Origin of the sequence: Acetobacter nitrogenifigens DSM 23921 = NBRC 105050 (assembly GCF_000429165.1) — a bacterium.
GTDB classification, from domain to species: domain Bacteria; phylum Pseudomonadota; class Alphaproteobacteria; order Acetobacterales; family Acetobacteraceae; genus Acetobacter; species Acetobacter nitrogenifigens.
Map to the genome: position 1 here is coordinate 47614 of NZ_AUBI01000005.1, position 19053 is coordinate 66666.

At 60.7% G+C, this 19053-nt stretch carries 14 protein-coding genes; all 14 read left to right on the forward strand.

Annotation, left to right across the window (positions count from 1 at the left end; translation table 11 throughout):
- Window positions 1-377 precede the first annotated feature (377 nt).
- The 14 genes from G442_RS21500 to G442_RS0108830 all read left to right on the forward strand — a co-directional run bounded on the left by G442_RS21500 (window position 378) and on the right by G442_RS0108830 (window position 18987).
- Complete coding sequence (locus G442_RS21500; protein WP_246789380.1) at window positions 378-1145, forward strand: Rieske 2Fe-2S domain-containing protein; 768 nt, start codon at window positions 378-380, stop codon at window positions 1143-1145.
- Window positions 1138-1791: a glutathione S-transferase family protein gene (locus tag G442_RS0108765; RefSeq protein WP_026397701.1), complete on the forward strand. Its 654-nt coding sequence runs from the start codon at window positions 1138-1140 to the stop codon at window positions 1789-1791. The genes G442_RS21500 and G442_RS0108765 overlap by 8 nt, the downstream gene beginning before the upstream one ends.
- A gap of 31 nt (window positions 1792-1822) precedes the next feature.
- Complete coding sequence (locus G442_RS21505) at window positions 1823-2635, forward strand: YdcF family protein (protein ID WP_051292124.1); 813 nt, start codon at window positions 1823-1825, stop codon at window positions 2633-2635.
- Window positions 2636-2836: 201 nt separating this feature from the next.
- The gene (locus tag G442_RS0108775) at window positions 2837-3394 is read left to right on the forward strand and encodes an HdeD family acid-resistance protein (protein WP_026397702.1); all 558 of its coding nucleotides are present in this window, start codon (window positions 2837-2839) and stop codon (window positions 3392-3394) included.
- A gap of 193 nt (window positions 3395-3587) precedes the next feature.
- Window positions 3588-5033, forward strand: coding sequence for a class II fumarate hydratase (fumC, locus tag G442_RS0108780; RefSeq protein ID WP_026397703.1), 1446 nt, complete (start codon window positions 3588-3590; stop codon window positions 5031-5033).
- A 691-nt stretch (window positions 5034-5724) separates the two neighbouring features.
- Window positions 5725-6975 (forward strand): LysR family transcriptional regulator, encoded by a 1251-nt coding sequence (locus G442_RS0108790; RefSeq protein ID WP_026397704.1) that lies wholly within the window; start codon window positions 5725-5727, stop codon window positions 6973-6975.
- On the forward strand, window positions 6972-8273 hold the full coding sequence (locus tag G442_RS21510) for an MFS transporter (protein WP_051292125.1): 1302 nt from the start codon (window positions 6972-6974) through the stop codon (window positions 8271-8273). The genes G442_RS0108790 and G442_RS21510 overlap by 4 nt, the downstream gene beginning before the upstream one ends.
- 31 nt (window positions 8274-8304) lie before the next feature.
- Complete coding sequence (locus G442_RS0108800) at window positions 8305-10683, forward strand: TonB-dependent receptor (RefSeq protein WP_026397705.1); 2379 nt, start codon at window positions 8305-8307, stop codon at window positions 10681-10683.
- Between the two features lie 15 nt (window positions 10684-10698).
- On the forward strand, window positions 10699-11979 hold the full coding sequence (locus tag G442_RS21515; RefSeq protein ID WP_035376395.1) for an MFS transporter: 1281 nt from the start codon (window positions 10699-10701) through the stop codon (window positions 11977-11979).
- 79 nt (window positions 11980-12058) lie between these two features.
- Window positions 12059-13597 carry an aromatic amino acid lyase gene (locus tag G442_RS0108810; protein WP_026397706.1) on the forward strand — a complete coding sequence of 513 codons (1539 nt, stop codon included), beginning with the start codon at window positions 12059-12061 and terminating at the stop codon, window positions 13595-13597.
- A complete protein-coding gene (locus tag G442_RS0108815) occupies window positions 13590-14954 on the forward strand; it encodes a dihydroorotase (protein WP_026397707.1) in 1365 nt (454 codons plus the stop codon). Before G442_RS0108810 ends, G442_RS0108815 begins: the two co-directional genes overlap by 8 nt.
- Complete coding sequence (locus G442_RS0108820; RefSeq protein WP_026397708.1) at window positions 14951-16204, forward strand: Zn-dependent hydrolase; 1254 nt, start codon at window positions 14951-14953, stop codon at window positions 16202-16204. The genes G442_RS0108815 and G442_RS0108820 overlap by 4 nt, the downstream gene beginning before the upstream one ends.
- Before the next feature lie 26 nt (window positions 16205-16230).
- Window positions 16231-17337: a DUF917 domain-containing protein gene (locus tag G442_RS0108825; protein WP_026397709.1), complete on the forward strand. Its 1107-nt coding sequence runs from the start codon at window positions 16231-16233 to the stop codon at window positions 17335-17337.
- Between the two features lie 3 nt (window positions 17338-17340).
- Window positions 17341-18987, forward strand: coding sequence for a urocanate hydratase (locus G442_RS0108830; protein ID WP_026397710.1), 1647 nt, complete (start codon window positions 17341-17343; stop codon window positions 18985-18987).
- The last annotated feature ends 66 nt before the right edge of the window (window positions 18988-19053 follow it).

The window sequence follows — 19053 nt, forward strand, 5'->3', positions numbered from 1 at the left end:
GCACGGAAGACCGCTGCTATCGGCAGTCCTGTCGGCGCTGAAACTCTCCCAACTCCTAACGAACAAAAGAAAACCTGAGTGAAATCGCCAGAAACGCGTTTCTGGCGATTCTCGGCGCGTGTCACGCATCTTGCCGACCACGACGCACTATCCTGCCGCCGCACCTGAAACAGCGAACCAGACTTGACCCGACGAAGCCAACCCTTACCTGACCAATCACTACTGTTTCGAAAAAACTGTAACTATTAACTAGGTATGTTCTAACAAAAAGACGTCACACTCGCCAGTCAGTATTGAAGTCTTTTTTCTCCCTCCACGCACCTGCGAAACGATGTCAGAATGATAACGGGAACAATTCGGCCGAGGAGTCGTCCGCCGTGACGGAGCAAGAACAACATGCCCCTGAAGAGGTGGACGCACATGGTTGGCGTCCTGTGGCTTTGGGGCTCGATCTGCCGCCCGCTTCCGTCACTGGAGCACGGATCGGCGAGCAACGACTGGCGATCTGGCGGAATTCACATGGCGATGTGAGGGCCTCCGATGATCGGTGCCCGCATCGCGGCATGAGACTCAGCCTCGGCTTCGTGCGCGATGACATGCTGGCGTGCCTCTATCACGGCTGGCGCTTCGACGCCGAAGGTCGCTGCAGGACCATTCCTGCGCACCCCGGCCTCAAGCCTGCGGCGACAATACGAACGACAACCTTCCCGACCATTGAAAGCGATGGACTGATCTGGTGCCGGGTCGACGGCGTGGAGCCGCCGGAATCACCACCCGCCCTGACGTCACCCGCACACCCGACAACGCCCGTCCGCACAATCCGCATCGACGCGCCGACACGCAGCGTCTCACGCGCGCTCGGCATAAGCCCAGACGATCGGACCGCTCGGGTGAATCTGCCTATCCACGATATCGCCGATACGCCGGACGACAACGCCCCCACCCCGAGCGACGCCGCCGCGATGAGCGCGGTAACCGTGGTGGTCGTGCAGCACGCTGTCGGACGAGAAGAAACCCGGCTCTATGTCCTGATAGAAGGAGACGCACCAACGACGACGATTCAGCGTGCGTCCCGATGGGCAAGCTCACTACGCGACAAGGTGGAGCGGGAACATAAAGACGCTATCGTGGTCGAACATGTCTGATCTTGTCCTGTACGACGACGAACTGGACGAGGATTGCTACCGCGCCCGCCTTGCGCTGGCATTGTGCGGCGTCACCGCGCGGCTTCACGCCATCGACGTGACGATGGCGCGGGAGCAGGACGCTTCGTCCTTTCGGGCGCTGAGTCCCGCCGGGCGCTTGCCTGCACTTCAGGGGGTGACCGGAACGGGTGACCTTCCCGCCATATGCGGCGCTGCGGCGGTGCTGCGAGCCGTGGCGGTCCTCGCGGGACCCGCTTCCGGATGGGCTCCGGTCGATACGGGCGAGGCTGCATCCGTCGCCCACTGGCTGAGCTTCGCCGAATACGAATTGGCCGCGGCGCGACGTTTGCGCAGGCTGGCGTTGTTCGGCCCGTCTGCGGATGACTGCGACACGCAGACGTCAACCCCGACGCACGCCGCCCTGCGCGTCATGGAAGACCATATGACGTTGCGCAGGATTTCGGGCCGAAGCTGGTTTGTGGGAGACAGGCCGACCATCGCCGATATCGCCCTGTTTCCGTCCTTCGCCCTGTGCCGCGACTACGGGTTGTCCCATGACGATTATCCAGCCCTGCGCCGCTGGCAAACTTGCGTGAAGGGGCTTCCCGGGTTCATCGCAATGCCAGGCGTGCCGGAATACGGTTGACGGGGCGCTTTCATCAGGAGGACCCCGTACCGTGTTCACTATCGGCAAAATCCTGACGATCGCCCTCTCCCCAACCGCCCTGCTGGTCGAGGCGTTGCTGCTCGGTCTGCTGTTCCGCGCGACGCGCGCCGGGCGCGCCCTGGTGTGGGTCGCCGCCATCGGTTTTGGGGCGTGCCTCGTATTTCCCGTCGAACAATGGGCGGTCAGGCCGCTCGACGACCGCTTTCCGCAAATCGTTGAACCGCCTGCCCACGTGGACGGGGTCATCGTCCTTGGCGGATCGATCGACGACGTGCTCAGTCAGGACCGAGGGACGCCAATCATCGCCAACGCCGCCAACCGTCTGACCGCTTTCGTGGCGTTGAGCCGCCGGTATCCGGATGCGAAGCTGGTTTTCACCGGGGGTTCCGGCGACATCAAGCAGGGCGTCTCGAATGAGGCCAAATGGGCGCGGATGGCTCTCAACGAGCTTGGGCTGCCTCCGGACCGCGTGATCTACGAAGATCGTTCGCGCACGACGCGCGAAAACGCCACTGACAGCTACGCCCTTGTTCATCCGAAGCCTGATGAAGTCTGGGTGTTGATCACCTCCGCCAGCCATATGCCGCGCTCTGTCGGCGTGTTCCGCAAGATCGGGTGGAACGTGCTGCCCTGGCCTGTGGGATATGTGTCGCGCGAACGGTTAAGCGCATGGCCTTTGTCTCTCGGCGGCCGTCTGGCGACGCTGGACTGGGCCGCACACGAGTGGATCGGGCTAACCGCCTATCGGCTCCGAGGTTGGACCGACGCATGGTTCCCCGGTCCGGGAAACTCTGCCCCTGCGGCTTCGACCAGGACAGAATAACGCGCAGGCTCGGGATTACCCCGGCGACGAGACCGTCAGGCCGTCCGTCAACCAGCCCCCTTGTCCGCACATCTGCCATGCTCCGAACGAGCGTTTAATCCGCACACAGATTCGCTCTCGTTCATCACTGACCGCGACACGGGCGACAGGAAGAGCGTAGGATCGTTCGGCAAGAAAACGAAAGACAAAGGATCGGGATCCGTGACTGCAACTCTCGGCAAAAAACATTGGTTCCTGTTCGTCGCCCTCGGCGTCGTCAGCATAGTTCTCGGCGCAATCGCATGGGTTGACGCAATTTCCGTCACGCTCGCCAGCACAATCGTGCTGGGGGCCCTCCTGATCGCCGCTGGCGTAGCGCAGGTCATCCACGCTTTCGCAGTGAAAGACTGGGGAGGTTTCCTGTTCTCCATTCTCGGAGGCGCGCTGTATGTTGTGGGTGGCGGCCTGCTGATAGAGGAACCGGTCGCGGGCTCGGTCGTCATCACGATCTTCGTGGCTGTCAGTCTGGTCATCAGCGGCGTGACGCGTGCAGTGATCGCAGCACGCCATCGGGAACTCTCCGGCTGGTGGGTCGTCCTGCTCGGCGGGCTGTTCAGCTTTGTCGTTGGCGTGACGTTATATGCGACTCTGCCGTGGTCCGGGTTGTGGCTGATCGGCACGATTATCGCTGCGGAGTTGATCTTCGTCGGCGTCGGCTGGATTCAGTTCGGACTGGCGCTGCGGCGCGGCGCGATTGCGACGTTGGGCACAGGCTTCTGATGGGATGGCGTCCCGCCGCAGCAGATCGTGATTAGGTCAAATCGTCTGGCGACATGAGGATGCTTTAAGCGCGATCAGGATGCGCTCGCAGCCGGATGAGCCTGAGGCAAGTCGCATTTCAGGCGTTACGCCTCGCGGCGCGCCCCGGGACACGTCGGCTGACGCTGCAGTTTCATAAAGTCAGGAGCACGCGATGAGCGACAATCACGAGATACGCGATCTTCCCATCGGGATCGACGCAAGCGGCGCGCGCGTCGAAACTGACTCCATGGGCTCCATCGAAGTGCCCGCCGACCGTTACTGGGGGGCGCAAACGCAGCGCAGTCTGGTGCATTTCTCGATCGGCCGGGACGTGATGCCGATCGAATTGTGCCGAGCCTATGGCGTCGTCAAGAAAGCCGCCGCTCTGGTGAACGCCGCCGACGGGCGGCTCCCGCAATGGAAGGCGGACGCGATCATCCGCGCGGCGGACGAGGTGACGGCAGGCAAACTCGACGGCGAATTCCCGCTGTTCGTGTGGCAGACCGGCTCCGGCACCCAGACCAACATGAACGCCAACGAAGTGATCTCAAATCGCGCGATCCAGCTTCTGGGCGGCGAGATCGGTTCGAAGAAACCCGTACATCCCAATGACGACGTCAATATGGGGCAATCGAGCAATGACTCGTTTCCCACCACGATGCACGTCGTCACGCTCCTGCAGATCGACGACGCACTCATCCCGCAGGTGGAGGCTCTGATCGCCGCGATCTCCAGCAAGGCGGAATTGTGGGCGAAAGTCGTGAAGATCGGACGCACGCATCTGCAGGACGCCGTGCCGTTGACCGTCGGGCAGGAATGGTCCGGCTGGGCGCAGCAGCTTGAAGACGCTCTGGATGCGCTGAAAGCCGCCCGGGGCGGCCTGTTGCAACTTGCCGCCGGAGGGACCGCCGTGGGCACCGGCCTCAACGCGCCCCCGGGTTTCAGCCGGGCCATCGCTGAGCAGATCGCAAGCCTCACCGGACGCGCTTTTGTCACCGCGCCGAACAAATTTGCGGCCCTTGGCGGTCTTGACGCCATGGTGCGCGCGTCGGCAGGCCTGCGCGGCGTCGCCGTCGCACTGATGAAAATAGCAAACGACATGCGCTGGCTAGGCTCCGGTCCTCGTTGTGGACTGGGAGAACTGCGCCTGCCGGAAAACGAACCCGGTTCGTCGATCATGCCGGGCAAGGTGAACCCGACGCAGTGCGAGGCGCTGGTCATGATCGCCACACAGGTGCTGGGCAACGACGCAGCCGTCGCGTTCGCCGGAGCGCAAGGCAATCTGGAACTGAACGTCATGCGCCCGGTCATCGTGGCGAATGTCCTGCACGCAATCCGCATTCTGGCCGACGGCTGTCACAATTTCCGCATTTTCTCGGTCGAGGGCACAACGCTCAACGAGGAACGCATCCGCCGCTACGTCGAAGGTTCGGTCATGCTGGTCACCGCCCTGAGTCCAGTGGTCGGATACGACAAGGCCTCGGCCGTCGCTCATCGCGCAATCGAACACGACGAAACGCTCCGCGAGGCGGCGCTTGCGCTCGGCGTCGACGCGGAGACGTTCGACCGACATGTAAAGCCGCTCGACATGGTAGGCGACGGCTACGCTGGCGCGTGAGCCTGCCGTTCAGGCAGCGCCGTTTTCGATCATTTTGCCGAATTAGAGACGACAGGGCTTGGGTACGTTTTAGAGCGAACTGAAAGCCATTTTCAGGCCGATGAGTTGTCGGGACGATTCAGATCGGCGCGCGCGTCGCCCCGGAGCGTTCCCCCTTCATCGAGTTTGCCGGACTAAGAGCGTCTGTCGGAACTATCTCTCGTTTTCACCTTGCTAGCCTGCCCTACTGCCCGCCTGAAGACGCTCGCACGTGGCTTTCAAAAACATTCCAGGCTTTGGTTTTTCGTTCTGATGCGTCTTTATCAAATCTTCCGGTTCGTTACGGCCTGACACGCCCCAGCCTGCGGCGCTCCGTTCAAACCGCGAGGCGCGCACTTCGCCCGAACAGTTTCGCACATTCGGCGCATCCGACGATGCGCCAGCCTAGGCTTTTCTCCCCGATTTCTCCCGCCTCCGCGCGAATCATTTCAAAAAATCAATGGTCACTCGATCGTTTCAACATATATGCTTTTTTATGCACGCCCTATGCCTCTCGCACGATTGCAATTGCGAGATCGTTACAGAAGTGCTGCGATACGATTGTGGGTCGGGGTTTTTATAAATAACAAAAATAATTAGTTATTTATTTCTCGCTCCCGCAAACGTTCACGACAAGACTCTCGTCATCACGGTCTCCGGGGCGCACGCAGGAATGGAACTTCCGGCACTGATCTACTTTACGAACCTTGTAGACGAAGGCTCCGCGGCGCGCGCAGCCCTCGCTCTGGGCGTCAGCGCGTCCGCGATCACTCACAGCGTGTCTGCGCTTGAGCAGGCGATGGCGGCGCACCTCCTGTCCCGCACGTCGCTCCGTAAAGGAGGCCGGGCGCTGACGACCGCGTATGGCGAAAGTCTGTATAACTCCGCCCGTCAATTACTGGGCTGGTGCGGCTCTCTGATCTCTAACAACCAGATCATCGGGCAGCCCGAAGAGAACGCACCCGCCCCTTTGTCGACCCACGACATGCGCGCCCTGCTTCAGTCAGGCCTGACTTTGCGCATGATCGGTTACTTCCTCACCGTCTACGAAACGGGGCGTATCGCTGCGGCGGCGCAACGGCTGTCGCTTACGCAACCGACGCTTTCGCGGCAGATCCGCAGGCTTGAGGAAATTCTCGGCCGCACGCTCTTCGTGCGCAGTTCCAGTGGCGCAGAGCCAACGGCCGCCGCCGAGTTGCTCAGGCAGGGGTGCCAGCTCGTAGACAACACGTACCGGCAAATCACCCGAGACGAAAATTTCAGCTATTTCCGGGAATCAAGAACGCTGCGCCTTGCGTCCATGATGCCGACCAGTAGCGAAAGCTCGTTGACAGCAGTGCTGGCCAACCTCGTTCGTCTCTGGCGCCACCGCCGTTATCAACCCTCCCTCACAATTTCGACCATCGCAGCACCGCAGATGGTGGAAGGACTTCTCGACGGAAGATTCGACGCCGGATTGACCGACCTGATCGATATTCCATCCAGTCTGGATCGTGAGGATCTCGAAAGATCGCCAATTTATCTGGTGTTCGACCGCTCGCATGGCCCCAGAAGCGGACAAACGCCGAAAATGATCATCAGCACGCAGCTTCTTGCCGTGCCCGCTCTGGGCACAGGCCTACGCCGCATCACGGATCGCTATCTCGATCAGGAAGGCGTAACGCCAACCGCAATTTTTGAAACGCAATCGCTGTCGCTGATCCTCCGGCTCGTCGAGGACGGAACATGCTGCGCAATTCTGCCCGCCGGATCGTTTCAGTCTCAGGCTGTCCATGCCTGGCCACTGCCGGATCGTTATCGCATGACGACGCGCCTGATATGGAGGAAAGATCATTCCAATCTCGCGATCATCGAGCGTCTGCGCGCATGTTTCGCCGAAATTCGTATGGAGGGAAACTCCGCGTCGCGAAGGCCTGCGGCATGAACGCGGCGCCTGCGTCCCTCTCTCCTGCCGTCGCGCGCCGCCGGACATGGACGGTCGCTTTTCTGATAGCCGCTGGCTGCATCAGCTACATCGACCGAGCGGCGCTGTCGGTCAGCAGCACCGCGGTTATGGCGGATATGCACATGTCCTACACCCGGATGGGCCTGCTGCTATCGGTCTTCGCCTGGGCGTATCTCGCCGGACAAATTCCGATGGGTCTGCTCGCGGATCGTTTCAACAGCCGAGGCCTTCTTGGCGCGGGGCTCGCCATATGGTCATGCGCGCAAATGGCGTTTGGACTTGTGCATGGTTCTGCGGGTCTGTTTCTTGCCCGCATCGGATTAGGATTAGGCGAGACGCCGCTTTTCCTTTCCGGCACGCGCGCGCTTGTCCTGTGGTTTCGCCCGGAAGAGCGCGGACGGCCGATCGGGCTGTTCAACGGTTCGGCCGCTTTGGGGCCAGCCATCGCCCCGCCAGTTCTGCTTGCGATCATGGCGGTGTGGGGCTGGCGCGGCATGTCGGTGACCATCGGCGCCGTCAGCCTCCTTCTTGCGCTGGCCTGGGTGATTTTCTATCGCGAACCGCAGGAGTTGCCGCTCGCGCCAGATGATCGTCGCGCTCTTCCTCCGCCTTCACCCACGGTTCATTCCGGAATTACTGAAGTCCTGAAAGACGATCTGAGCTATCTGCTGCGTAAACGTTCGAGCTGGGTCATTACCGCCGGTTTCGCTGGCGTCATTTACGTGACATGGCTCTATGCGACGTGGATGCCTGCCTGGCTCGAAAAATCTCAGAAACTGACCGCCGATCAGGCCGGACTTTTATCGGCCGCGCCTCAGTTCTGCGGTTTCGCCGGAAGCGTTCTGGGCGGATTCATCTCGGATCGGCTGGCCGCTCGCGGGATGGATCCACTCAACGCCAGCAGAACGCCACTTGTGTTGGCTATGCTGATCTCCGCCTGCGCCACCGCGTTGACGACGCTACACCTTGGTCTCCCTCTCATGGTCGCGTCCATGGCGCTCGCCCTTTTTGCAGGAGGGCTCGCCATGACGTGCGGGTGGACGCTCGGAACGATTATCGCATCGGAAAATCGCGTCGCTACGCTGGAAGCCATTCAAAACACAGGGGGCTCTCTCGGTGGAGCCCTTGCGCCGGCGATCACCGGCGCGCTGGCCGATCATTTCTCGAGTTTTACGCCGTCGATGCTTGTCGCCAGCGCAATCGGCGTCGGGTGCGCACTCATCTACCAATTCGGGCTGCGTCCGGGCGACGCTGCGCATCGTCCAACGCCCCTCTGAAAGCCACCTTGCAAATTAGGGAAATACAGCAATGACGTCTCGGCAACTCCTCACATTTTCCAGCATCATCAGCAGCCTTGTAATTATTTCCAACGCCTACGCAGCCCCGACCTCCTCCAGGCCGAAGACGTTGCGAAAGCCGTTGACGCACCCCTTGGCGGCAGGTGCTGCATCCTCACCCACCAGCCCACAATCCACCCCACGACACGCCAGGGCGATCGCGCAGGGCAACGAGGCCGTCACCGTTTTCGGCCGTGGCTCAACGCGGCAGATGACCAGCGTCACCCGCACGATGATGCAGCAAAGCGTGCCCGGCACGTCGCCGCTGAAGGTGCTGAGCCAGTTACCGGGCGTCGTCTATCAGTCGGCGGATCCATTTGGCGCTTATGAGTATTCCAGCCAGATTTTCATGCGCGGATTCAGCCAGTCTCAACTTGGCTTCACGCTCGACGACATTCCGCTCGGCGATCAACAGTTCAACAACTACAATGGCCTCGCCGTGACGCGCGCCATCATCTCTGACAATGTCGGCGGCGTGGACGTATCGCAGGGAGCGGGCGCAATCGACGTCGCCTCCACCAGCAACCTGGGCGGCGCCATCGAGACCCACTCGCTTGATCCGTCGCACAAACGGGGCGGTTCAATTGGTCAGACCTTCGGCAGCAATTCCACAATGCGGACGTTCGTACGTCTGGAAAGTGGCGACCTGAACCCGACCGGAACGCGGTTTTACGTTTCCTATGCACGTCTGAATGAAAATTTGTGGAAAGGTGCCGGTTACGACCACTCAGATCAGGTCAACGCCAAGTTCGTACAACCGCTCGCGCGTGGCTCTTCCGTGAAAGTCTTCTTCGACTGGAGTTCGATCCAGCAGTTCGATTATCAGGATATGACGATGAACTGGCTGCATACAGTCGGCCCCAACCTCGCCAACTACTACCCCGATTATACGGCGGCCTATAACGCTGCTCTGGGCCAGTATTCCTCGACTGTTCTCAAGACAAATGATCCTCTCGACGCCGCCTATTACGCCGGAACGGCCAATCGCGTCGATTATCTGGGCGGCGTTACGCTCGATGAAAATCTCACATCGTCGCTGAACTGGAAAACGACGCTGTACGGCCATGGCGATAGTGGCTACAGCACCTGGACGACGCCCTATATGCCTTCGCCTAATGGAGCGCCCCTATCGCAGCGCGTCCAGACTCCCGGCATCGCGCGTGGCGGCTTTCAAACGGCCCTCACATGGAAAATCGGACGGCACAAGTTGAACGCGGGCATCTGGTATGAATACGGAAACTTCACAGAAAGCCGCTATTTTACCGAAGCCCCGGTGCTCGGTCAGGGCACGCTCGGCAACCCGACCACCGGCTTTCCGGGCGACAAGATTTTTGCGACCCCATGGCAGGAAGCGTTCTCAACGAATACCTTCGTATTCCACTTGCAGGACACCTACAAGATTACCGACACCCTGACGGTGAATGCAGGTTTCAAGTCGATGATCGTCAACTCCGGCAACAGCGTGCTGACGCAGGACGTCGCCATCAACGGCACACAGGTCGCACAGGGACGTCTGGAGGCCTCAAACGCCTTCCTGCCTCAGGTTTCCGCGATATGGCGTTTCCTGCCTCGTCACGAACTGTTCTTCGACGTATCGCATAACATGCGGTCCTTCCCCCTCGACGGCTACGGAACCAACGTGTCGGCGACGCCATGGACCGCCTCGCAGGCCAGTTTTCAGGCGACGAAAAACACGCTGAAACCGGAAACGGACTGGGTATACGAAGGCGGTTACCGCTACACCTCCCCGATTGTCAGCGCTCTCGCCTCCCTCTATCGCATCAATTTTTCCAACCGGTTGCAGTTGATCACCAACAATTCGGGTATCAACCCGATCACCGCAGTGCAGAACGTCGGCGGCGTGACGACCAACGGCGCGGAAGCGAGCGTGACCGTCCGGCCTTTGGAAGGCCTTTCAATCTATAACTCCTTCTCCTATGCGCACTCGACGTATGACCAGAACGTCGCGACGTCCTCCGGCGTCGAGCCGACACGTGGCAAACTGGTCCCGAACTATCCGCAGTTCATGTATAAAGCGAACGTCACCTACCGCATCGGCGGTTTCGATACGCATGTCGACGGAATCTACATGTCGCATCGGCAACTGACCTATACCAACGACCTGCATGCTCCAGGATATTTCCTGATGAATTTCGGAGCGCGATACAATTTTGGAAATGCAGGGCCTCTGAAGGGCATTACGGCGGCGTTCAATATCTACAACCTGACGAACAAGACTTACATCGCGACGACGAACGAACTGGGAAACAACTTCACGAATACCGGCTACAATTATTTCCTGATGGGCGCGCCACGGCAGTTCTTCGGCACGATCAGCGCAAGTTTCTGACCGCGAGGCGTCGTCATGACAACGGTGCAGCCACGGGCGAAAAAAATGGCGATCGTGGCCGCCTGCGTCGGCAATCTTCTCGAATGGTATGACTTCTCGGTCTACGCGCTCTTTGCACCCTATATCGCGAAAGCGTTGCTGCCGCCGTCCGACCCACTGTCCCTTCTGGCCCAGAGCCTGCTGGTGTTCGGACTGGGCGCCGTCGCCCGCCCACTGGGGGCGTTGCTGCTCGGACATTATGCCGACGCGCGTGGGCGCGGTCCGACGTTGATGCTGACATGCGCGCTGATGGGCGTCGGCACAGCTTGCATCCTGTTCGACCCGCCTTACGCGATCGCCGGGCGCGCCTCGATCATCGTTCTGTGCGTCGGGCGTCTATTGCAAGGAATTTCAGCAGGCGGCGAAATCGGAGGAGCTGCGGCATTCCTTGTCGAAGGGGCCGCCGGTGGACGAGCAGGGTTCGCCGCCTCCTTCCTGCAGGCGACCATGGGGCTGTCGAATATGCTCGGCGCTCTCGTGGCCGCATGCGTCACGGCGTTTCTGAGCGACGCACAGATCGCCGCGTGGGGATGGCGCGCGCCATTTGCTATCGGTCTTGCAATTATCCCTCTTGGCGTCATCATGCGTCGCAACGCGTCCTCGCCGGTCCGACAAATGGCGGCACGCGAAACGCTCGCCATCGGCGTTTTGGCGAAGCGCCACAAGGGCTCGGTTTTCGCCGCGCTTGGGCTATCCCTGTTATGGGGCGCGGCGCCCTATGCCCTGATCATATACCTTCCTCTCTACGTTCAGCGTTTTTTTGGCGTCGCGCCCCACGCCAGCTACGTGGCCTACCTCTTTGGCAATATCGCGCTGGTGGCTGGTTCACTTACGGCGGGAAAGCTTGCTGACCGGTTCGGCGCACGGCGCGTCATGCTCGCGTCCGCTTTCCTGCTTTTGATCCTCCCCGCCCCCATCTTGTCCGTATTGAGCGTCAGCCACGGCGTCACCACCATGATCGCAGTCGCCGGTTTATTGTGTTTTCTGGTTTCCCAATTCGTCGGCGCAGCGCCTTTGGGAATCGCAGGACTGTTCCCGAAATCAGTGCGCGCAAGCGGCATCGCATTGTCGTATAATATTGCAGTTTCTCTATTCGGCGGCTTCGCCCCGGCGATTTTGACCGCTCTCGGAAATGTCTGGCGTGGCGTCCCCAGCGCCGCGCTCTATGTGTCGATCGCGGCGCTTCCGGCGTTGACCGCCCTGCTCTCGCCCGCGTTCTCACGACCGCCTTATGAACCGGACGGTCCGGAGGTATAGCACACGCACCAAAAAGCATAAGGGAGTAATCTCCTGATGATGAAACACTTCTATCCACGCCAGCGAAAGAAAGGCCGCCGTGACCGCGATCACCCTGACCGGAACAACATTGCCGCTGAGCGACCTGATCGCAGTCGCTGACGGCGCCTATGTAAAGCTCGGCGGAGATGGCGTAGCGCGTCTTCTCGCCGGCCAACGCTCGCTTGAACGCGCTCTCGACAGAGGCGACGGCATCTACGGCACGACCAGCATGGTCGGCGCCTTCAAGGACAGCCGGGTGTCGGGTGACGAGCGCCCCAAATATGCGCTGCGGCTTCTACGTTCCCACTTACTCGGCACCGGCCCGCATATGCCGCGCCGTGTGGTCAGGACGGCCATGACGGCCCGACTGAATGGCTTGCTGACCGGTCATACTGGCGCCAGCGTGCATCTCGCCCACGCGCTCGCGGCGCTTTTGAACGCAGGGATCACCCCGGTCGTGCCTGAATATGGCTCAATCGGTTGCGCCGACGTCGGGTTGATGAGCCATATCGGCGCCACCCTCCTTGGTGAAGGAGACGCCTACGGTCCCGACCATGAGCAGCCAGAATCTGCCGCCGCGCTGCTCACCCGGTTCAGTCTCGCGCCGATCGATCCGGGGCCAAAGGACGTGATGACGGTTCTTTCCAGCAATGCGCTGGGCGTGGCCGGAGTGGCGATCGCCGTCGCGGACCTCCGCGCGCGGCTGCCTCTGTTGCTGTCAGTTTTTACCCTTAGCGCCGCGGGGTTTGGCGCCTTCGGAGCGCCGTGGGAGACGGCGCGTCTCACCGGAACAGAAACGGAAACGCGCGTGGCGCGTTTTCTGCAAGACCTGTGCGGCGAAAGTGACTGGACGCCTCGCCGAAATCTTCAGGATCCGCTGAGTTTCCGTTGCATGCCACAAATCGGCGGCGGGCTGCTCTGCGCGCTGGACCGCGCCGAAGAAACGCTCGCGCATAACCTGTCGCACGCTGACGACAATCCGATACTTCTCGATGGCCGGGCCATGACGTCCGGGGCCTCGCTCCCGCTCGCGCTGGCCCTCGACGCGCAGTCGCTTGTCCTTGCGCTTTGCCATTACGTTCGGGGCGCGCTCGGGCGCATTCTCGCCCTCTGTCGCGAGGATCTGTCCGGCCTGCCGCGCAACCTGACCCTCGAACCCGGACGGCAGGTCGCGTTTGGAGCCGCAACCAAACTTGCCGCAGATCTGACGACCTCTATCCTGCGGGAATCCACGCCGACGTCGCTGTACCAGATTCCAGTAGCCAACGGGTTCGAGGACGAAGCCAGTTACCTGCCGTCAGTCGCGCGCGCGCTGACAACGCAGATTTCCTTGCTCGCCCCGTTACTCGCGCTTGAGGCCATGGCTGCGCGGCAGGCGATCCATCTGTCGAACGCCCGTCCCAGTGGATCGCCCGGAGCGCTTCTCCACGCCCTGAAGCAGGAGACGCCTCTTCTCGACGACAGCGGTCCCGTGTCCGACGCCCTGCGATCGACCGAAACGGTTCTGGATCGCTTCGCCAAAGCGTACGCCGAAGCCCCGCCAGACGCATTTCGCTTTCCTCCTCCAGCAGTCAGGGAATCCTCAACCGATGCATGACCTGCTTCTCAAAGGCGCAGTCGTCACCACGCGAACCGTGTCGCCAGACGCCTGGATTGTGATCGACGACGGCCGCATCAGTCAGATTGGACACGGAGCGGGGCCCGCCGCGCGTGAGGTTCAGGATTATGGGGACGCGCTGATCCTGCCCGGCGCAATCGACCCGCAGGTCCACTCGCGCTCCCAGAAAGGGCAAGAGGATTTCATCTGGAGCACCCGCGCCGCTGCCGCAGGCGGCGTCACGACAATCGCCGACATGCCTTATGACGACGGCTTTCTGGTCAGCACAGCCGAAAATCTCCGGCAAAAAGCGCGCGAGGCCGGGGACCAGGCGCGCATCGATTTCGCCCTGTGGGGCACCATCGCCCCGGATGACGGTCCCAGCCACATCCCAGCCATGGCGGAAGCAGGCGCCTGCGGCTTCAAGTTTTCAACGTTCGGCACAGACCCCGTGCGTTTCCCCAGAATTCCGCCGGACCTGCTGGCTTCATGCTTCGAAGCCGTCACCAAAACCGGCCTTATCGCCGGGGTTCATAATGAAGACGACGAGATGGTCCGCTCTCGCATAGCCGCTGTCACGCGTACGGGCGTCACCGACTGGCGCGCGCACGGCATGTCGCGTCCGCCGCTGGCAGAAACGCTGGCCATGGCGCAGATCTATGAGACAGCGGCAGCGACCGGATGTTCGGCGCATGTCGTGCATTGCTCCGTCGCGCGCGGCTACGCCCTGTGTGAAGCCTATCGCCAGCAAGGGTTCGATACGACCGTCGAAGCCTGCATACATTATCTCATCCTCGACGAAGAACATGACGTCGCACGCCTGGGCGGCCGAGCGAAGATCAATCCGCCCATCCGCCCACGCGCGGAAGTTGAGGGCCTGTGGGCTCACCTCGCCGCCGGAAACGTCACCGTCGTCTCCACTGACCACGTTTCCTGGTCCCTGAGCAGAAAATCCGATCCGGAGATGTTGAAAAATGCCTCCGGCGCGCCGGGGCTGGAAGCGCTTTATCCCCTTCTCCTCACAGAACTCGCGCGGCGCGGCCTGTCGCTGTCGCATGCCGCCCGATTGCTGGCGGAAAATCCCGCACGACTGTTTCGTATCAGCGCACAAAAAGGCGGCCTCGCACCAGGACGCGACGCTGACATCACAATCGCAAGAAGAGAGAAGTGGATCTACGACGCGACGCAAAGCCGCCATTCCATCGCCGGATGGAGCGCCTACGATGGCCGCGCGCTCGACTGGCGCATCGCCGCAACATGGTTGCGAGGAAAGCTGGTTTTCGATGGACAGGATGTTCTTGCGGAGCCGGGAACAGGACGGTTCGTCTGCCCTCCTTCATCGGGAACACCCTCATGAGCATCGCCGGGTTTGTTCAAGGTAGCCGATTGTGGGCTGACATCGAAACACTTGCGGCTATCACCGATCCCGATCGTCCCTATACACGTCGCTCTTTCTCCGAACGCTTCATGCTGGGGCGCAATTGGCTCGTCGAGCGGTTCCGGGACGCAGGCCTTGAAACGCGCATCGACGAAAGCGGCAATCTGATCGGACGGAGAGCCGGATCCAACGGCGCAGTCGGCGTTCTCATGAGCGGATCGCATTCCGACACCGTGCCGGACGGCGGCCGCTTCGATGGCGTGCTTGGCGTTCTCGCTGCCCTGGAGTGCGCGCGCGCGTTCACCGACGCTGGCGTATCGTTGCGTCACCATCTTGAGATTGTCGATTTCCTTGCCGAAGAACCCAGCGACTTCGGGATTTCCTGTATCGGAAGTCGAGGAATGACCGGTGCGCTCACCCGGGAGCATCTCGCGCTGCGCGCTCCATGGGATGAAAACCTGAGCGACGCCATAACCAGGATGGGCGGCGATCCCGCACGGCTCACCGAGCCACGACGTTCCGATATCCGCGCCTTTTTCGAGTTGCACATCGAGCAGGGCGTCGTTCTTGAACAGGAGCGCCTCCAGATCGGAGTTGTCGAAGCCATCGCCGGAGTAACGCGACTGGAAATCATGTTCTCCGGACGAGCGGACCATGCCGGAACGACGCCGATGGATCGACGGCAGGACGCCGCCGTCGCGGCCGCGCATGTTGTCAGCTTCGTCCATTCCGAGGCCCGCGCGCGCGCTGCTTCCGGCGCAGGCCATGTCACCGCAACCTGCGGAGTGATCGACATTTCTCCCAACGCCTCCAACGTCATTCCGCGTACGGCGCGGGTGATTGTCGATATTCGCGTCTCTGAGCGTCACGTCGCCGAAGCGCTCGTCTCGGCAATTCAGGCGACCTGCCGCGACGCCGCCTCAATCAGCGGAACAACGCTGGCGCGTTTCACCATCCAGTCGGATACGTCGCCTACGCGCTGCGCGCCGGAATTGACCGGCATTATAGAAAACGTCGTCAGAGAAAACGACCTCTCTCAACGCCGCATGGTTTCCGGGGCAGGGCACGACGCCGCGTTTCTCGCGCGGCTGGCGCCGTCCGCGATGATCTTCACGCCATGTCGAGACGGACGCAGTCATGACCCCGACGAGTGGTGCGCGCCGGAAGACGCTTTACGCGGCGCGCGCGTCCTCGTTGACGCGTTACTTGCGCGCGACCGCCTGAACTGAAGCTCTGACAAGGAAAGGAGCGCCCTATGGGCCGGATACTGGTTGAAAAAGACGTCGAGGCCGCAATCGCTGGCGGCTCAGTCTTCGCATGCGGCGGCGGGGGCTGGGTTGAACATGGCCGCATGCTCGGAACTGCAGCGGTCAACGCAGGGCAGCCAGAACTGGTCGAGGCCGACGAGATTCCCGACGAAGCATTCATTGCCACCGCAGCCGCGATCGGAGCGCCCGCCAGCACGACGGAATGGCAGATGCTGGGCGTCGATTATGTCAACGCCGTGCGTCTGGTCGAGAAAGAACTGGGCCAACCAATCTACGGACTGATGATCGGACAGAACGGCAAGTCCAGCACTCTCAACGCATGGTTGCCCGGCGCCATTCTCGGCACAAAGGTCATCGACGCCGTTGGGGACATGCGCGCCCACCCCACAGGCGACATGGGCTCCATTGGCATGGCCGGATCGCCGGAAACCATGATTCAGGCTGTCGTCGGCGGCAACCGCGCGAACAACGCATATCTGGAAGTCGTCGCAAAAGGCGCTACGGCGCGTATCTCTCCCATTCTGCGCACGGCTTCGGATATGTCCGGCGGCTTCATCGCATCGTGCCGCAATCCACTGCGCGCCAGCTATGTAAAACGTCACGCCGCATGGGGCGGGATTTCCCGCGCACTGGCGCTCGGAGAGGCCATTCTCGACGCTGCCTCCAAAGGAGGCTCGGCCATTCTCGACACTATCGTGCGACAACTGGACGGAGCTATCATCGCGCAGGGAAAAACATCAAAGAAATCGGTTGTCTACACACCGGAAGCCTTTGACGTCGGCACGATTACTGTCGGTGCGGGAGATCACGCCGTTACGCTTCATGTCATGAATGAATATATGGCGGTGAACGACGCCGCAGGACAACGCATCGCCTCGTTCCCCGATATCATCACAACGCTCTCTCCATCAGGATATCCTCTCAGCGTTGGGGAGATTTCCGAGGGCGACGAAATCCTTGTTCTTCATGTGGAAAAGACAAAATTTCCACTCTCGTCAAGCGTTCTGGACCCTGCAGTCTACCCTCCCGTGGAACGCGCGCTCGGCATCGATCTGGCCAGTTACGCTATTGGCCTTCCTGAAAACCGGAGCTGATTCATGACCATGAAAGAGTTTGGCGTCACATCTGGCGGTAATTTGCGCTGCCGCGGCTGGCGGCAAGAGGGCCTTCTGCGTCTTCTGGAAAACGTTCTTTCGGTTGGCGAAGATCCCGCAAACCTTGTGGTCTACGCAGCGCTGGGAAAGGCCGCTCGCGATTGGCCCTCTCACGATGCAATCGTCCATGCGTTGACGACGATGCACGATGACGAAACGTTGATCGTGCAATCGGGAAAGCCAATCGGCGTCGTAAAAACGCATGAACGTGCGCCGATCGTCATCATGGCGAACTGCAATATCGTGGGACAGTGGGCGAAAGCCGATGAATTCTACCGACTGGAGCAAGACGGGCTGATCTGCTGGGGCGGTCTGACAGCCGGAGACTGGCAGTATATAGGCTCTCAAGGCGTCATTCAGGGCACTTACGAAATATTCCGTCGTATCGCCGAACAACATTTCAACGGCGACCTGACCGGTCGGCTGATCTTGACCTCTGGTCTGGGCGGTATGGGCGGCGCGCAACCGTTGGCCGGACGGCTAGCCGGAGCGATAATTCTTTGCGTAGAAGTCGATGAATCGCGCATAAAGCGCCGAATTGAAAGCGGCTATCTTCAGGATCAGGCGACAGACCTGGACGACGCCCTCCGTCTGGCGGAGCAGGCTCGCGCCGCCGGAGAGGCCCGTTCTATCGGGCTCTGCGGCAACGCCGCGGATATTTTCCCCGAATTACTTCATCGTGGCGTGGCCCCCGATATCGTGACCGACCAGACGTCTGCTCATGACCTCATATACGGATATATTCCTCGCGGCCTTTCTATCGACGAAGCCCGGGCCATGCGTCAGAGCGATCCCGGCGGTTTGTCAAAACTGTCTCTGGCCTCGATCGCGCGGCATGTGCAAGCGATGCTCGATTTTCGCGAGAAAGGTTCGGTAGTATTCGATAACGGCAATCTTATCCGAACGCAGGCGCAAACTGCGGGTGTGAGCAGCGCATTCGATATCCCCATTTTCACAGAAGCCTACCTCCGTCCTCTTTTTGCTCGCGGAATCGGTCCTTTTCGCTGGATCGCGCTCTCCAACGACAAAAACGATCTCAGTCGAATTGACGATTATCTGTTGAAGACATTTTCTGACAATCCATCTGTGGTGAACTGGATTACCCTTGCTCGCCAGCACGTCCCGGTGGAAGGAATGCCCGCGCGGATCGCGTGGCTCGGGCATGGAGATCGCACCAAAGTCGCACTGGCCGTAAACCGCATGGTACGTGAGGGAGTTCTCTCAGGCCCTGTCGCCTTCACCCGCGATCATCTGGACGCCGGAGCCATGGCGCATCCCAATATCATGACCGAAAACATGAAGGATGGCTCCGACGCCATTGCGGACTGGCCGCTGCTCAATGCGATGCTGGCGTGCTCTTCACAGGCCGATCTCGTCGCCATCCACTCTGGCGGAGGTGGATATGCCGGCTACATGACCAGTGCAGGCGTCACAACTATTGCAGACGGCTCATCGGAAGCGGATGAAAGATTGAGTCTGACCCTGACCAATGACACAAGCCTTGGCGTGATGCGTTACGCAGACGCCGGATATTCGGAATCATTCAACGAGATTCAAAAATCGAACATCCCCTATATAAATCTTCGTTGAATCGCACTTTATATACTGCTGGCGGTCGAATTTTCAGAGTTCAAAAACGCCAGCGCGCGGGATATT

What these genes read in the sequence shown, in the direction of transcription:
- G442_RS0108830 (WP_026397710.1), top strand. Translation starts at nt 17,341, where the DNA reads ATGACCATGAAAGAGTTTGGCGTCACATCTGGCGGTAATTTGCGCTGC.
- G442_RS21510 (WP_051292125.1), top strand. Translation starts at nt 6,972, where the DNA reads ATGAACGCGGCGCCTGCGTCCCTCTCTCCTGCCGTCGCGCGCCGCCGG.
- G442_RS0108825 (WP_026397709.1), top strand. Translation starts at nt 16,231, where the DNA reads ATGGGCCGGATACTGGTTGAAAAAGACGTCGAGGCCGCAATCGCTGGC.
- G442_RS0108815 (WP_026397707.1), top strand. Translation starts at nt 13,590, where the DNA reads ATGCATGACCTGCTTCTCAAAGGCGCAGTCGTCACCACGCGAACCGTG.
- fumC (WP_026397703.1), top strand. Translation starts at nt 3,588, where the DNA reads ATGAGCGACAATCACGAGATACGCGATCTTCCCATCGGGATCGACGCA.
- G442_RS0108790 (WP_026397704.1), top strand. Translation starts at nt 5,725, where the DNA reads ATGGAACTTCCGGCACTGATCTACTTTACGAACCTTGTAGACGAAGGC.
- G442_RS0108800 (WP_026397705.1), top strand. Translation starts at nt 8,305, where the DNA reads ATGACGTCTCGGCAACTCCTCACATTTTCCAGCATCATCAGCAGCCTT.
- G442_RS0108820 (WP_026397708.1), top strand. Translation starts at nt 14,951, where the DNA reads ATGAGCATCGCCGGGTTTGTTCAAGGTAGCCGATTGTGGGCTGACATC.
- G442_RS0108765 (WP_026397701.1), top strand. Translation starts at nt 1,138, where the DNA reads ATGTCTGATCTTGTCCTGTACGACGACGAACTGGACGAGGATTGCTAC.
- G442_RS21515 (WP_035376395.1), top strand. Translation starts at nt 10,699, where the DNA reads ATGACAACGGTGCAGCCACGGGCGAAAAAAATGGCGATCGTGGCCGCC.